The 15,538-nt window shown below is 37.6% G+C and carries 18 protein-coding genes and 3 tRNA genes; 13 read left to right on the forward strand and 8 right to left on the reverse strand.

Annotation, left to right across the window (positions count from 1 at the left end; all coding sequences use genetic code 11):
- Positions 1-129 precede the first annotated feature (129 nt).
- The 3 genes from MKL32_RS03150 to MKL32_RS03160 form a co-directional block, all read right to left on the reverse strand.
- A complete protein-coding gene (locus MKL32_RS03150) occupies positions 130-594 on the reverse strand; it encodes an SRPBCC family protein (RefSeq protein WP_004959582.1) in 465 nt (154 codons plus the stop codon).
- Positions 584-931, reverse strand: a complete 348-nt coding sequence (locus MKL32_RS03155) for an ArsR/SmtB family transcription factor (RefSeq protein WP_004953221.1) — start codon at positions 929-931, stop codon at positions 584-586. The genes MKL32_RS03150 and MKL32_RS03155 overlap by 11 nt, the downstream gene beginning before the upstream one ends.
- 136 nt (positions 932-1,067) lie before the next feature.
- Entirely contained in the window at positions 1,068-2,168 is a 1,101-nt protein-coding gene (locus tag MKL32_RS03160) for an MBL fold metallo-hydrolase (protein WP_270900152.1), read from the reverse strand.
- Positions 2,169-2,446: 278 nt separating this feature from the next.
- Here MKL32_RS03160 and MKL32_RS03165 point away from each other — a divergent pair, with 278 nt between their 5' ends.
- The 6 genes from MKL32_RS03165 (at position 2,447) to MKL32_RS03190 (ending at position 7,109) form a co-directional block, all read left to right on the forward strand.
- Positions 2,447-3,088 carry a hypothetical protein gene (locus MKL32_RS03165; RefSeq protein ID WP_270900153.1) on the forward strand — a complete coding sequence of 214 codons (642 nt, stop codon included), beginning with the start codon at positions 2,447-2,449 and terminating at the stop codon, positions 3,086-3,088.
- A gap of 17 nt (positions 3,089-3,105) precedes the next feature.
- Positions 3,106-4,071, forward strand: coding sequence for a 2-hydroxyacid dehydrogenase (locus tag MKL32_RS03170; protein ID WP_270900154.1), 966 nt, complete (start codon positions 3,106-3,108; stop codon positions 4,069-4,071).
- Positions 4,072-4,171: 100 nt separating this feature from the next.
- The gene (locus MKL32_RS03175) at positions 4,172-4,759 is read left to right on the forward strand and encodes a 1-acyl-sn-glycerol-3-phosphate acyltransferase (protein ID WP_004959568.1); all 588 of its coding nucleotides are present in this window, start codon (positions 4,172-4,174) and stop codon (positions 4,757-4,759) included.
- Positions 4,760-4,885: 126 nt separating this feature from the next.
- A complete protein-coding gene (locus MKL32_RS03180) occupies positions 4,886-6,328 on the forward strand; it encodes a M48 family metalloprotease (RefSeq protein ID WP_004959565.1) in 1,443 nt (480 codons plus the stop codon).
- A gap of 69 nt (positions 6,329-6,397) precedes the next feature.
- Positions 6,398-6,709, forward strand: a complete 312-nt coding sequence (locus MKL32_RS03185) for a GFA family protein (protein WP_270900160.1) — start codon at positions 6,398-6,400, stop codon at positions 6,707-6,709.
- 40 nt (positions 6,710-6,749) lie between these two features.
- A complete protein-coding gene (locus MKL32_RS03190) occupies positions 6,750-7,109 on the forward strand; it encodes a hypothetical protein (RefSeq protein WP_270900155.1) in 360 nt (119 codons plus the stop codon).
- A 66-nt stretch (positions 7,110-7,175) separates the two neighbouring features.
- On the opposite strand, the gene MKL32_RS03195 is transcribed toward MKL32_RS03190, so the two are convergent.
- Positions 7,176-7,622: a GatB/YqeY domain-containing protein gene (locus tag MKL32_RS03195; RefSeq protein ID WP_004913195.1), complete on the reverse strand. Its 447-nt coding sequence runs from the start codon at positions 7,620-7,622 to the stop codon at positions 7,176-7,178.
- Positions 7,623-7,651: 29 nt separating this feature from the next.
- Positions 7,652-7,867 (reverse strand): 30S ribosomal protein S21, encoded by a 216-nt coding sequence (rpsU, locus tag MKL32_RS03200; protein WP_270900156.1) that lies wholly within the window; start codon positions 7,865-7,867, stop codon positions 7,652-7,654.
- 145 nt (positions 7,868-8,012) lie between these two features.
- Here rpsU and tsaD point away from each other — a divergent pair, with 145 nt between their 5' ends.
- Both tsaD and MKL32_RS03210 read left to right on the forward strand, forming a co-directional pair.
- Entirely contained in the window at positions 8,013-9,020 is a 1,008-nt protein-coding gene (tsaD, locus tag MKL32_RS03205) for a tRNA (adenosine(37)-N6)-threonylcarbamoyltransferase complex transferase subunit TsaD (RefSeq protein ID WP_005402918.1), read from the forward strand.
- A 162-nt stretch (positions 9,021-9,182) separates the two neighbouring features.
- A complete protein-coding gene (locus tag MKL32_RS03210) occupies positions 9,183-9,686 on the forward strand; it encodes a hypothetical protein (RefSeq protein ID WP_004913191.1) in 504 nt (167 codons plus the stop codon).
- 127 nt (positions 9,687-9,813) lie between these two features.
- Here the strand turns inward: MKL32_RS03210 and MKL32_RS03215 are convergent, their stop codons facing one another.
- From MKL32_RS03215 to MKL32_RS03225, 3 genes are all read right to left on the reverse strand, one after another.
- Entirely contained in the window at positions 9,814-10,731 is a 918-nt protein-coding gene (locus tag MKL32_RS03215) for a DMT family transporter (protein ID WP_270900157.1), read from the reverse strand.
- Positions 10,728-11,306 carry a TetR/AcrR family transcriptional regulator gene (locus tag MKL32_RS03220; protein ID WP_270900158.1) on the reverse strand — a complete coding sequence of 193 codons (579 nt, stop codon included), beginning with the start codon at positions 11,304-11,306 and terminating at the stop codon, positions 10,728-10,730. The genes MKL32_RS03215 and MKL32_RS03220 overlap by 4 nt, the downstream gene beginning before the upstream one ends.
- Before the next feature lie 279 nt (positions 11,307-11,585).
- Positions 11,586-12,476 carry an ATP-binding protein gene (locus MKL32_RS03225; RefSeq protein WP_005402916.1) on the reverse strand — a complete coding sequence of 297 codons (891 nt, stop codon included), beginning with the start codon at positions 12,474-12,476 and terminating at the stop codon, positions 11,586-11,588.
- A gap of 177 nt (positions 12,477-12,653) precedes the next feature.
- On the opposite strand from MKL32_RS03225, the gene MKL32_RS03230 reads away from it, so the two are divergent.
- The 5 genes from MKL32_RS03230 (at position 12,654) to MKL32_RS03250 (ending at position 15,533) form a co-directional block, all read left to right on the forward strand.
- Positions 12,654-14,162: a DUF3336 domain-containing protein gene (locus tag MKL32_RS03230; RefSeq protein WP_005402915.1), complete on the forward strand. Its 1,509-nt coding sequence runs from the start codon at positions 12,654-12,656 to the stop codon at positions 14,160-14,162.
- A complete protein-coding gene (locus MKL32_RS03235; protein ID WP_270900159.1) occupies positions 14,137-14,961 on the forward strand; it encodes a protein kinase domain-containing protein in 825 nt (274 codons plus the stop codon). The genes MKL32_RS03230 and MKL32_RS03235 overlap by 26 nt, the downstream gene beginning before the upstream one ends.
- Before the next feature lie 106 nt (positions 14,962-15,067).
- Positions 15,068-15,152: transfer RNA gene (locus MKL32_RS03240), tRNA-Leu, on the forward strand.
- A gap of 68 nt (positions 15,153-15,220) precedes the next feature.
- A tRNA-Trp gene (locus tag MKL32_RS03245) sits at positions 15,221-15,294 on the forward strand.
- A 154-nt stretch (positions 15,295-15,448) separates the two neighbouring features.
- Positions 15,449-15,533: transfer RNA gene (locus tag MKL32_RS03250), tRNA-Leu, on the forward strand.
- The last annotated feature ends 5 nt before the right edge of the window (positions 15,534-15,538 follow it).

Here is a 15,538-nt window from a genome sequence, read left to right on the forward strand (position 1 = left end):
TTTTAAGGTCACTCTTTGTGCCTGATAAAAAATGGCGAAAACAAGAAGAACCTCAATTGAGGTTCTTCTTGTGATATTTGTGGGACAGCAGTGGGCTAAACCTGTCTTTTTTATACCTAAAATATTTATTTATAACGTTTTGGCGTAGGCTTCGAGTTGATCAACAACCGTTCCCCAACCACTAAAGAAACCCATATCTTCATGTTGTTGTCGTGCTTCAGGAGTACGATGGCGTGCAATAGCTGTGTATTTCGTTGATCCATTTCCGAGATCTTCAAATAGGATAATTGCTGTCATAAATGGATTTTCACTGGGTTTCCATTCTTCAGTATAAGCATCAGTAAATACTAATTTTTCGCCATCAACGACTTCTAGAAAAACACCATTATTGGGAATCTGATTGCCATCAACATCAAACAAGGTGTTGAATTTTCCACCTACTTTCAAGTCTATTTCACAGGACACGATGGAGTGAGGTTTAGGAATAAAAAAGTGTTTTATATGCTCTGGAGTTGTCCAGCATTCCCAAAGTAACTCACGTGGAACAGCTACAGTTCGTTCTAGTTTTAAATCTGTTTGGGGATCAAGATTCATTTTTTCTTTTCCTTTGTAAATTTAATGCATAGTTATCTAATTGATTTAAGCGTGTTTCCCATATGGCTTGTTGTTCTTGCAACCAATGTTGTAAAGGGCTAAACGCATGGGGGCGAAGAGCATAGGTTCTCACTCTGCCATTTTTTGTTGTTGTGATCAGTCCTGCTTCTTCCAATTTCTTTAAATGTTTAAGAAAAGAGGGCAAAGCCATCGTATGCTCTTCTGCAAGTGAGGTGGTTGTTGCTTCACCTGTTGCAAGACGAGTGAGTATTGCTCTGCGTGTAGGATCACTTAAAGCATTAAATAACAGATCGAGTTGAAAATCATACTTAGCCATATGGGTAAGTATTATGGTTAAAAAAACAACAAGTCAAGTAAAACTTATCTAAATGGCTAAGTTTTAGATTTAATCTTAAAAATTTAAGAGCTGAATAAAGAATCAGAAACTCTATCTGATTCTTTATTCGAATCGCTCAACGAATATTTGCCCACCATTGCTTGAAACTTTGTTGTTCATTATCGAGTTCAACCAATTCACCGATCATGGGGGTGGCAAGTCGATAATTTCTTTGTTTTGAATATCTTACAATACGATTAATTGGTTCATTCCAAGGATGTTTTGCGAGGCTAAACTTAGAATGATGTACAGGTAGCATGTTACGTGCTTGGAGTTCTTCTGTCGCTTGTGCAACTTCATCTGGATGACAATGTACGGAGCGCCAAGCAGCATCGTATTGACCATTTTCCATCAATGCCCAATCAAAAGGTCCGTACTTTTTACCAATCTCCACAAAATGTTTGTCATAGCCTCCATCACCTGTATAAAAAATCTTTCTATTCGGTGATTGTATGATGAAGGATACCCAGAGATTTTTACCGCCTTTAAAGGCACGCCGTGAATCATGATGAGTTGTTTCGGTGATGATCGTAATATCACCTTCAAATTCAATTTTGTCACCCCAGTCTCGTTCGATCAATTGTTTTTTTGAATAGCCCCAGTACTCGAAGTGTTCTCCGACACCGAAACCAGTAATAACATATTTGACTTTGTGCTTTAGTTGCAAAATGGTTTTATAATCCAGATGATCATAATGGTCATGTGAGATCAATAAATAGTCAATTTGGGGTAATTCCTCGACTGTATAAATATCTGTACCTCGATAAGCACGTGTTCCCCAAGGCAGAGGGGAAACTTTGCCACTCATCACTGGGTCAATTAAAAAGGTTTTGCCATTCAGTTGGATAAAAACAGAAGAATGCCCAAACCAAATCATGACATCTTGTTTGGGATCGAGAGTACGTAAATTGGTCTTGATAGAGGGAATAATGTCTTTGGGTCTACGATGAGGAATAGTTTTAATAAATGTTCTATACAGTTCAATAAAGGTGTGGGAGCAGTCAGCCATATCAGGTTTTTCTAGTCGATTTCTAAATTGACCCTGACGATAGTTAGGAGAGTTTTCGATACGTTTGAGTCGTTCACCAGTAGGGATTTTTCCAAATAAGGGATGTTGTGTATATAAAATACTTATGCCAAGCAAGAGCAAAACAACGATAGCAAAAAGGATTAGCATAGATTCAGTCCACCTTTTCATTTGAGCATTCGGTCCAGACTAGTAATAAAAAGAGAAAGCGACAAAATGATGAAAAAGTTGGGATTAGTCGATAAATGGAAGGACCTAAGAAATTTGTGTCTTTATCTAAGTGAAAATAGATTTCAAATCTTGAAAGATGTCTTGATCAGAGAAGGGTGATTGGATAAAACGAAGCCATAAAGGGGGAAGCCGTTTATGGTAGACTATGCAGCATTACAAGTATTGTGATGATCTAACGTGGTAGAAAGAGTAGTAAAATGATTGGGCAGCAAAGAAACATACTAGCAGCGATAGGAATTGATATTTGGATTCCTAAAGATGTTGTGTGTGAAAAAAATACTGCTGCACATCTATGGCGAGATCAGGTTGTTGAAAATAATACACCTATTGAAGAAATTTCCTTCGCATCAGATCTTCTTGAAGCGCATGATTTAGAACCAATCATCTCAGAACCAATTGTTGAAGTTCAATCAAAACCACAAGAAATTACGCCTAAACCAATTCTTCGAGAGGCAACGACAGCTAAACCTCAGATAGTTGTTGAAGGTTCTGTACAGTCATTTGAATTACAAATGTATGTCTTAGAGAACTGTTCAATTTTGGTTGAGAGCAGTCAATTAAACGTTGAACAACAGCAACTTTGGCAAAATATTCAAAAAGCTAAACTTGGCTACTATGCTGAGCTAAAGTGGCCATTTCCTTTAGCTGAATTCCAGGACAGTCGTGGTTTACCATCCTATATTCAAGGATTTTTAGATGCGACTTCAAATAACAAGAAAATATTATGTTTAGGAAAACTTGAATTTATTCAACATTCTAATATTTTACATTTAGCCAGTTTAGAAGAAATGATTTCACAACCTCTACTTAAAAAACGGTTGTGGCAACTTATGCAATAAGGTTCGGAACTCTTATCATGAAGAAAGTCGTTGTATTCAGCCAAATCGATCAGGATGTATTACTCAAGTTACAGCAAGATTATCAAGTGGTCATGCTGAATCCCAAAATGGGTGATATTAATGAGCAGATTCGAACAGAAGTTGCTGATGCTGACGCGATGATAGGAGCAGGTCGTTTACTCAACGAAACTAATTTAGCGACAGCACAAAAGCTCAAAATTATTTCAACTGTTTCTGTTGGTTATGATAACTATGATATTAATTATTTAAATCAAAGAAAAATTTGGCTCGCTAATACACCTCATGTATTAACCGAGACGACTGCTGATTTAGCATTTAGTTTACTGCTGAGCGCAGCAAGAAAAATCCCTCAATTAGATGCGTGGATAAAGCAAGGTCAATGGAAGCGTACAGTATCAACCAAACAGTTCGGTATGGATGTTTTCGGTAAAACTTTAGGGATTATCGGGTTAGGGCATATCGGCGCAGCAATTGCTCGACGAGGTTTTCATGGCTTTAACATGAATATTTTGTATCACAATCGCCGTGAAAAAATAGAAGTTGCAGAAGCATATAATGCTCAATACTGTGATTTAGATCGACTGTTACAACAGTCTGATTTCATCGTGGTGGCTGTAGATTTAAATCAAGAATCTAAAGCTTTAATTGGTTCAGCTCAATTTGATTTAATGCAAAAACATGCTGTGTTCGTCAATATTTCACGTGGTTCTGTAGTAGATGAGTCAGCATTGATCGATGCATTACAACAAAACAAAATTTTTGCAGCAGGCTTAGATGTGTATGCAAAAGAACCTTTGCAAGAATCACCATTATTCCAACTACCAAATGTGGTGACTGCCCCTCATATTGGTTCAGCAACTCTCGAAACACGCAAAAAAATGGTTCATCTTGCCTATCAAAATCTTATTGATGCACTTGAAGATCGACAACCTCGTTATCTAGTCAATCCTAAGTTTGAATAAATTCTTACATGTTGATTGCTGAATTATTCATCTAGTCTAGCATTTTAAACTGGCTATTATTGGTACACTTGCGCCCTTTGAAATTGCGTTTGGGGTTGTTGTGTTCGAGAAATTAGCTGAACAAACTTTGGGTTTGATGGGGTGGGAAATTGATAACCACTGGGACTTGGATATTGACCAATGTGTCATGATCGCAGCGCCACATACCAGTAATTGGGATGCACTATATGCACGATTAGCATTGAAAGCTTTAGGTGTAAATGTTCGTTTGACGATCAAAGACAGCTATATGAAATTTCCATTTGGCCCTTTTGTGCGTGCGATGGGCGGAATAGGAATAGATCGCAGTGCTAAGCAAGAAGGTCAGGAAAGACCAAGCATGGTTCAGTTGATGAGTGATCTATTTAAAACACACCCTAAACTTGTGATGCTTGTAACACCAGAAGGAACACGTGCGAAACAAGAACAATGGAAAACAGGTTTTTATCATGTTGCTGTGAATGCAGGTGTACCTATTGCATTGGCATATATGGATTATGCAAAAAAGAAAACAGGTATTGGTAAAATTGTTTATCCATCAGGTGATTATCAAAAAGATATGACCGAGATTATGGCTTTTTATGCAGAAATTAATGCTAAATTTCCAGAGAAATTCAGTATTGATCAACGTTATTCGCCTGACCAGTAATTCTTTAGAATTTCAAAAATCATAAAGTAAGACAGGATTTTCCTGTCTTTTATAACACTTCGTTGCAAATTTCTCCCAAATCAAATGGTATATTAAATTTTTCCAGTAGAATCATAGAGAAACCACTTGAGACCGTTGCTGCTCGCATGTGGCTTATTTGCCACGACTCAACTTAGTCATACACAGGTCTTTTTACCTCCGCAAATTTCAGGTCAAACTGAAATACCTGATATCGGTAGTGGTGTCGGGTTGCTTGATCAGCAAAAAGAAAAACTGATCGGAGAGAAAGTCTATCGCGAAGTGCGTCGTCAAATGCCAACTGTACAAGATGCATGGTTGGAAGATCAGTTTCTTCAAGTGTTTTCAGGTATTCTCAGCCAAACTCAGCTTGGGCAGCCGATTGGTCTAGTGGTGATTAAAGACCCCCAAATTAATGCTTTTGCAGTTCCTGGTGGTCTCTTTGCATTAAACACGGGTTTAATCACTTCTGCGAAAAATATCGATGAGATTGCTGGCGTTATGGCTCACGAGATAGCACACGTTTCGCAACGTCACTACAGCCGATCCCAAGAAGCCTTCAAAGGGCAAGGATTGCTTGCTTTAGCAGGTATCCTCGTAGGAGCTGCGATTGCTTCACAAGCTGACGGTGATGTTGGCTCCGCTGTAATGCTAGGTACTCAAGCTGCCTTAATGGATAAGCAATTGAGTTATAGTCGTAATCAAGAGCGTGAAGCGGATCGTATCGGTATGCAATTCATGTATTCCTCTGGTTACAATCCACAAAGTATGGCTGACTATTTCGAAACGATGCATCGTGCTACTAGCCGAGTCAGTTTCCTACCAGATTTCTGGTTTACCCACCCATTAACCACGGAACGTATGAGTGAGGCACGATTACGTGCAAACCAGTTACCTCGAGTGAAACCAAAAATTTATGATCTCGATTTTGATATCATGAAATGGTACACCTATGTCGTATCAAATCAGGCGACAGAAAATCAGCTTCAAGCTTTGGCTAATCAAAAGAATGTTGCGGGATTACTTGCGATCAGTAAGTTTTATTTAGAGCGAGGTGATTATGCACAAGCCCAGACCAGCCTTGATCAAGTCAAATTAAAATTAAAAAATCACGTACTTATTCCATTGATCCAAACGGATATTTATCTAGGTCAAAATAAAATTGATCTGGCTTATAACAGTATAAATTCAATCCAACGGACTATGCCTGAAAATCGTGCTTTATCTTATAAATTAGCGGAAGTGCTTATAAGACAGGGTAAAGCAGCTGAAGCCCAAACCTTAGTACAGCGATTTATACATAAAAATCAAAGAGACGTGGAGGGGTGGCAACTATTACAACAGGCAACCAATCTAGATAAGAGTTCACCTTTGCAGGCGATCAATGTTTTATGTTATCGAGCAGAGGCTGAATATTGGTCAGGTCATGAAGAAAATGCTATAAAATCAATGCTACATGCCCAACGCTTGGCGAAAGGTAATATGGCGATGTCAGCAAAAATTGATTCGCGGTTAAAACAAATGCAAGATGATCGCCGAATGAAAATTTAATAATTGAGGAAAATAATGATAAAAGGACAGTGTTTATGTGGAACAGTTCAATATCAATATGATGGGTAAATTGAACAAAGCATTTTGTGTTATTGCCAGCATTGTCAACAAGCTCAAGGTAGTATCGCAGGTTGGAATAGTCCAATTGATCAAACCAAATTCCAATTCATATCTGGACAAGATCAGTTAAAAGAATACTTACATACTCCCAATAAAGCTCGTGTGTTCTGCCAGAATTGTGGAAGTCCAATTTACTCGTATCGTACTGATCTACCCAATATTATTCGTTTGCGTTTGGGCTCTGTTACAGAGGGCAAACTTCCTGCACCAAAGGAAGAATTTTTTACTGAGCATAAGCCAAATTTTGTTGAATTAAGATAAGATGTCTTGCGTAAGGAATAACTGAGAAGTTAAAAGATTTATGAAAAAGATTTTTATTTTTATTTTTGCAATAAGCATGATCGGGGTGAGTTCAGCGAGTTCTGTTGAACAATATGTAAATTCTGTAGAGAGGATTACTGCAAATTATGCGCAGGATATGCGTGGTTTTCTGCGTAGTTTAGATCCTCAACTTTCGCGTTTTAGTCCTGAACAGCAGGCAAAATTCTGTGGTATTATCAATCAATATGTGCAGGATTTATATCAAGCAATTGAACGTAATCGATCATCTTTGACTGGACAATATGCGACGATGACGAAACAAGATGTGATTAATCAAGTTGCAGAATCTAAAGAAATGCAAATGCTGAAAAAATACAATATTCAGTGTAATTTTAATTGATATAGATAGATGGGTTCATTTAAATGAATCCATTTACATTAATATAGAGAGGGGGATAAAAGCAGCTTAGCTTAATTTTGCTTTGATTTTAGCAGATACTTGTGCAGGATCGGCACGCCCGGCTATGATCGGACGTAGAGAATTCATCACCTTACCCATATCTTTCATGCTAGTAGCTTCTTGAGCAGCAATCGTTTGCTCAATGATAGAATCAAGTTCTTCCTCAGTCATAGCTGCTGGTAGAAATTGAGAAATAACCTCAACTTCGGCTTGTTCTTTACTAGCTAAATCATCTCGACCAGCGCCAGAAAAGGCCTTGATCGATTCTTTACGTTGTTTAATTTGTTTTTCAATGACCGCAAGAACCTGAGCATCGTCAAGCTCAATGCGCTCATCGACTTCGATTTGCTTAATTGCTGCTTGTAGACCACGAATGACCGTTACTGTTGCCATATCTTTGGCACGCATTGAAGTTTTTAATACGTCAGTAATTTGGTCTTTTAAAGTAGTCATAGTCTTTTCAGCAATCAATCACAAATTAATTAGTAAAGGCGAGTAGTACGTACAGATTCGCGAGTCAATTTCTTTTGATAACGCTTAACTGCTGCAGCTTTTTTACGCTTACGTTCTTGAGTTGGTTTCTCATAGAATTCGCGCTTACGAACGTCAGCTAAAATACCCGCTTTTTCGCATGAACGTTTGAAACGACGGATAGCTACGTCTACTGGTTCGCCTTCTTTCAACTTAACTTGTGGCATGTAAAATCCTCTAAGATTATGGATAAGACCCAATGCACGATTGCACTAGATCGCAAGTGAAGGTCAGTATTTTACTCATTTACAACTCAGATCACAAGTCTATAATAGCTTCGATATTATTTTTGATCGTTGTAAAGGCAGTTTAATGATTGTTTTGGGCTTAGAAACTTCGTGTGATGAAACTGGGTTAGCACTCTATGATAGCGAGCTCGGCTTACGTGGACAGGTTCTATATAGTCAGATCAAACTGCATGCTGAATATGGTGGTGTCGTTCCTGAACTTGCATCACGTGATCATGTACGAAAAATGATTCCTTTGATTAATCAGTTGCTTGAGCAAAGTGGGGTCAAAAAACAAGAAATAGATGCAATTGCATATACACGCGGACCAGGACTCATGGGAGCGTTAATGACAGGTGCATTATTTGGACGCACTTTGGCTTTTGCATTTAACAAACCAGCCATCGGTGTACACCACATGGAAGGTCATATGCTTGCGCCTTTACTTTCTGAAACTCCACCAGAATTTCCATTTGTAGCCTTACTAGTTTCAGGTGGTCATACGCAACTGATGGCAGCTCATGGAATTGGTCAATATGAATTACTTGGCGAGTCGATAGATGATGCGGCGGGTGAGGCATTTGATAAAGTTGCAAAAATGATGAAATTGCCGTACCCAGGTGGTCCTAATATTGCCAAATTAGCTTTGCAAGGTAATTCACAAGCATTTGAATTTCCTCGCCCGATGTTACATCAAGGCTTGGATTTTTCATTTAGTGGTTTGAAAACTGCGGTTTCTGTTCAGTTGAAAAAATTGGGTGAAGAAAATCGTGATGCAGATATCGCAGCTTCTTTCCAAGAAGCAATCGTTGATACTTTGGTTAAAAAATCAGTGAAAGCTTTGAAGCAAACTGGTTTGAAACGATTGGTGATTGCTGGAGGTGTGAGTGCAAATGTTCGCTTACGTGAGCAATTAGAAACCTCTTTGAAAAAGATCAAAGCGCAAGTTTATTATGCTGAACCTGCCTTATGTACAGATAATGGAGCAATGATTGCCTTTGCTGGTTATCAACGTTTAAAAGCAGGGCAACAAGATGGTTTGGCGGTCACAACTACACCTAGATGGCCGATGACAGACTTAGAACCGACCTGATATTTGGTCGGTTAAATATCTTATATCTGTTCTAAGTTCAGACATTTAAAGATCAAATCATTGATTAATGTGTAGCTTGAAGCTCAGGAGCTACAGCTATCGTGTTAAAGTGTCGAATAAATTATTTATTTTGATGAGCTAAAACTCATAGCGGAGTACAAGTTGAAGATTTCTTATATTTTTACATGTGGTCGATTAGAATCTTTATATAAGATTCTATGCCTCATTCAACAAGGTGATGAGAACGAGACATCAAAAGAGAAAGTGATTGAACAATATAAAAAAGATCTTTCTTTGGGCCGTTCATTTGAAGAAACTGAACTTTATCAATTAATTGAACAAAGTGAAGAAAAAATCATTATCAATCGTTTGAGTAATATTCTTCGAGATAAACCAGCTCAACAGAAGAAAGAATTTGATTTTCAAGAATATAAAACAGGTGCATGGTCTGAACTAAGCGACTATAAGCTAGCGGTTAGATTCTCGAATGCCAAAACACTTTTGAGTGAAAAGCATTTTGAGAAAACTGGTGAATATATGACCAGTCGTGGTATTGCGAAATTAACTGGTTTCAATCCAGCGAATATCAAAAATATGTTGCAGCATAAAAGAAGTGTGGTGAAAAAAATGTTATTTACTTTGGAAAAATTAGCGCAAGAATATTGATCTAAGTAACTAAGTATTAGAAAAAACAGATGCAGAGAAAGTTTATTTTCTGCATCTGCGATTTAAATTTTTATATTGAATTATTGATCATAGCTCTATGCTATTTAATATTGGTTGAAACTCGAAATTATTTTGGACGGTCTGTTTTAGACAACACGGCTAAACAAACAAAAATCAAAACCATGCCAACCCAACCAATCGGTGCTAATTGCTCACCGACTAAAAGAACTGCGAATAAAGCAGCAACGAGTGGCTCGAATAAAGTAAGCGTAGTTGCTGTGCTTGCGGAGATTGTTTTTAGCGCATACCCAAATAGTAGATAGCCAAGAAACATTGGAATCAACATCATATAGGCAACAACATAAAGATTTACAGACTCATCAAAGAGGTTTGAACCCGTAAAAAATAATGTTGGTAATAAGATTAAAGCGCCAAAACCAAAAATTAAACCCATTGATGCTTTTGAATCTACACCTCGATCAATCATTTTTTTAGCAGCCCATGAGTATAGTGAATAGGTGAGAGCTGCAATCAATCCGAGAATGATTCCAATGGTTTTTTGATTTGTCGAAATGCTTTGTGTTGGTCCATGAGAGTGTGTTTCGCCCACAGATAAAAGTAATACTCCGATAACACCAAAAATAAAACTAATAAACCATTTCAATGAAAGTGCTTTTTTATCGAAAATTTTTTCTAATAACGCAGTAAATAATGGTGCTGACCCAATTGAGACTACCGTTCCAATCGTAATTCCAGCCATACGCATTGAGCTGTAAAAAGCGAGAGGATAAATGGCTACTGAAATCATTCCAATCAGAAGCAAAGGGTAGTAAAACTTGATTTGTGGTAGATGATCTAAAATCTTTTTATGAGCGAGCAACGCTTGTAGTAATCCACCACCACCCATTGCAATTGCTCCTATTGCAAGAGGGCTTAAATTAGGCGCATAAGATGCCGCAGTTCCAGTAGTACCCCATAAAATTGAGGCAATCAAAACTGCAATAAAACCAGAGTGGGAGCTGAGGTTTGAAGTTTTGCTATTCAATTTTTAATCTCTTGTTCTAATAATCGTTGAACCATTTGCTTCGCTGCAAATACTTTGATGCTTGAGCTTTCTAAACCAGCTCTAGCAATTGAGCCTTCTAAAATAAAAGAAATTAAAAGAGCAAGTTCTTGGACTTTGTTGGAATCTTCAAATTGTTGCATTAGATACCCAGCAACAATGTTTTCAATTTCATCTTTATGCTTTTTGATTGCTAGACGCTCAGGACTATGAGCAGGAAACTCAGCTGCTGCATTTAACAAGCCGCAGCCCCTAAACCCTTTTTCATAGGCAAACTCTGCATGATCATGGTAAGCATCAAAAATAGCGAGAATGCCATCAATAGGTGAGTGAATTTGAGCTTTCCTTTTTTCAAATAATTCTAACCATTCTTGATGACGGGCTTCGATGTAGCAGCTAATCAAATCTGATTTCGTGGGGAAATTATTATAGAGCGACATTTTCGCCACTTGCGCTTTGTCTGTAATGCTATTAATGCCAGTATTGGTAATCCCATCGTTATAAAACAGGATAGATGCTGCATCTAATATCTTTTGTTTGGCTGACTTTGTGCTCATGGTTTTGTATTGGGTATACCGATCTACCTAATATTATAGAAAAGTAAACTAATCTGCTAGCGAAATTTGTTTGTTTTAGATGATTATCGGAAATGTTAGAAAGAGAAGTATGCTGACTTACCAGGTGGTGTTGTTTTATAGTCACATGAAATTTATATGGTTTTTCTAATTGACATCAGAGTTCTTTGACAACGCAATTGTTTCCTAGTTTTTATAAAATTTAATGAAGAAGAAACAATTGCGAGTGCTATTAAGAAGCAAGTTAAGTATCTGAGGCGTTTATGCTTGATCTTTATTCGCTAACTTTTCTAAATTTTTTGAACCAATCCAGTGTTTAGAAAATTGGTATGCTGCACGACCAGAACGTTGCCCTCGTGCTTGACACCATTTCAAGCTTTCGCCTCGAACAATATCGTTATATTCTAAGCCTGCTTTAACAATGTAATGTTCAACGATTTGCAAATATAGTTGCTGGTCCATTGGGTAGAATGAAAGCCACATTCCAAAACGATCTGAAAGAGATATTTTTTCTTCAATCGCTTCTTGTGGATGTAATTCAGTGTATTGAGGTACGTCTACTTTCCGTACTGGGGTATTTTCATGCATAAATTCAGGTAAAAGGTGACGACGATTACTCGTCGCATAAATAATAAAATTGCTCGAACCTGATTGAAGAGAACCATCTAGCACGCTTTTCAAACTTCGATAATTTTCATCTTCTGCGTTGAATGCTAAATCATCACAATAAACAATAAATTTCTCAGGACGTTGTTCAATGAGTTTTTGAATTTTGGGTAAATCGGATAAATCATCGCGTTCTATTTCAATTAAACGTAGTCCTTGATCAGAGTATTCTGTTAGTAAAGCACGAACAATTGAGGATTTTCCTGTGCCACGAGAACCTGTTAATAAAACATCATTGGCAGGTAGACCATTTAAAAACTGCAAGGTGTTTTGAATGATTTTATCTTTTTGACGCTCTATTCCTTTTAGATCTTCCAGATACATTTTTTTAGGTTGTTGTATGGCGATCAGTTCTTGATTTTCCCATTTAAATGCGATTGCAGAAAAATCAGTCGGTTGCTTCGGTTGTGGCAGAACATGCTGTAATTGAGTCAAAACATTCGACAAAGATGCAAGAATAGATTCTGGTAAGTCTAAGATAGCCATAAAAACACACAAAACTCAGTGATTAATGAAGATTGATACTAGCACTGCTTGCACGAAAATAAAGGAAATATCATCAAAACGATGCACAATAACAAGAATTTATACTTGATTGTTTAAGTAGGTTTTTGCATTGTATAAGTGCATGAATAGAAAAATGAAGACGGGATAGGACAGACGATGCTAAATAAAGTAAGAGAAAAGAAAAATAGCTATCAAAAACATCGGGTTGATGTCCTAAAAGAGGATTTGCAGCATGCTAGAAGTTATCAAGAATGGAAGGAAATCGCGCTAAAACTGGATGAGGAATCTGGCAGAGAGGAGTGGAAGTACGATAATCAGTCGCCCTATTTTGATGCCGAAGCATTATCAAATCGATACACCTTATTAAAAAAATATCGTACTCAACATCGAACACTCGATTTAATTTATGTTCTCCGTGAAGGATTATCTTATGATTTTGCAAATATTGGTCATCCGATGTTATTTGCTGAAACATATGTAGGAACAAAAAAAATTATTGAAAACTATGTAGAACTTGTGAGTGATTGTTTTCAATATCTCGCCTCGAGCGAATGTATAACTTTCCAATTAAAAGAGAAAATTCAATTCTTTGAAGAATGCCAAAAAGCCTATGGACAACCAGCCCTCATGTTTTCTGGAGGGGCAACTTTGGGTTTGTTTCATACAGGCGTTTGTAAAGCATTATTTGAGCAAGATTTGATGCCAAGTGTTCTGTCTGGGTCGAGTGCTGGAGCGATTATGACGGGTATGCTTGGTGTTTCAAAGAACGATAAGATCCCTGAGTTGCTTGGTGGACAGCATTTTTTTAGTGATGCATTCCGTTTTCGCACCGTGAGTGAGCTAATTAAAGGGCATGGTGGTTTAGCTGATGTGATGTATCTCAAAAAATTCTTAATGAATAATTTGGGTGATTTAACTTTTGCTGAGGCATATCAACAATCTAAACGACATATTAATATTGTCGTAGCACCGCATAATACTGCTCAAAATCCTAGAATTATGAATGCATTAACTGCACCTAATGTTTTGGTTTGGAGCGCAGTGTTAGCATCTTGTGCCGTGCCTGTATTATTTCCGCCTGTGCATCTAACCAGTAAGCGTTACGATGGACAACACACACCCTATATGGCAAAGACAAAATGGGTAGATGGGAGTATGCGTAGTGATTTTCCTCAGGAAAAAATGGCGCGTCTTTATAATATCAACTACACCATCGCCAGTCAGGTGAATCCTCATATTGTGCCATTTATGCAGAGCGACACAGATCGTTTTCGTAGAGATGTATTAAGTTGGCCTCAACGCATTGTCCGTCATCAAGGGAAAGCGATTGCGATGGAAGTGATGGATTTAACACGAAACTATATGGGAGGTTTTTTCCCAATCCGTCGAGTACTTGATCATGGCTATGGCATACTTGGACAGCGTTATTATGGTGATGTAAATATCATCGCTAAATATGGTTTGCGCCATTATAACTATATGTTAAAAAATCCTCGACCTAGGATTTTCAAGATTTTGCAGCAAGAAGGTGAGCGAGCAACTTGGCCAAAAATCACATCAATAGAAACGCATGCGCGGATCGGTAAAACAATAGAACATTGTTTGGCATCATTACGTAAGCAAGAAAATAAGCAGCAGAATGAATTCTATTATGTTGATCTCTGACTTAGATCATTCGTTTGATGAGATAGTGTTACAGACCAAACAAAAAAGCCATTCATATGGACGGCGTTTATATACATTAACTCAAGGTCATAAAAAATATTGGCTAAAGTTTCATGTTGAGCAACACAACCAAGTTTTAGAAGATTCATTTAACGCCGAATTAGAGTTTTATCGCCAAAATAAGATTTCTAGTTCGGATTTTTTAGTCCCTTATGGCCTTATTGATTTATCCAAGCTGAATTTTTTAGATGAAACGAGACAAAGTGGAGAAGGGCTATTAACGTTAGATACGAACGATTTTTTTATAAAATTTAGTCCTGAAAATGATCTGCATGAGATCAGAAAACAAATTTTACTTGCTTTAAATGCCCTTGAAGCACTTCATCAAAGTGGTTGGATACATGGTGATCTGAAATCAGAGCATTTTAGAAGTTATTTAGATACCTGTAGATTGATTGATTTTGAGCAGAGTCAACGAATTATTAGTCCGAAGAAATTATTGACCGCGACACCGCATTACATGGCACCTGAACTGTTTCATGCTCAACCCAAGTCTGTACAAAGTGACTTATACGCTTTTGGAATTATTCTATATGAATGGCTCTGTCAATCGAGATTATCTGCAAAAACCTATCATGATTGGGCAATACTGCATTGCCAACAGTTACAGATCAAACTTCCAGATCCTCTACAGTTTTTTTTGCCGATACTTGATGGCTTATTAAAGAAAAAAATTGATGAACGCTTTGGCTCAGTTACAGAGCTAAGAAATGCGATTCGAACAATAAATTTGTTGTAAAAATAAACATAAATCTTTGATTTGAATATTATATGTTCACTTGAATTGGTTTTTTATCAGAAAGTCTTGTCATAAAGCCGCTTTGTCACTAATATGCATACCCATCGGGGGCGTGGCGAAATTGGTAGACGCACTGGATTTAGGTTCCAGCGCCGCAAGGTGTAAGAGTTCGAGTCTCTTCGCCCCCACCAAATTTAAAAAGCAAGATTATCTTGCTTTTTTTATGGTTAAATCAGAAATGAATTAATCATGCGGTTATAGAGGATTGGTGTAATGGTAGCATGACGGTCTCCAAAACCGTTCGTCAAGGTTCGAGTCCTTGATCCTCTGCCAAATTAATAAAAAAGCCCTTGTTTAATACAAGGGCTTTTTTATTTGGTTAAAAATTTCGTTTGCTCATGAAAAAAGCATTAGCTTTCAGATGCATGGTTTTTTTATAAAAAAGGCTTGTCAGCAAGAAAGTTTATCACTAATATACACATCCATCGGGGGCGTGGCGAAATTGGTAGACGCACTGGATTTAGGTTCCAGCGCCGCAAGGTGTAAGAGTTCGAGTCTCTTCGCCCCCACCAAATTT

This window comes from Acinetobacter sp. AOR34_HL, from assembly GCF_027854795.1.
Classification (GTDB): Bacteria; Pseudomonadota; Gammaproteobacteria; order Pseudomonadales; family Moraxellaceae; genus Acinetobacter; species Acinetobacter junii.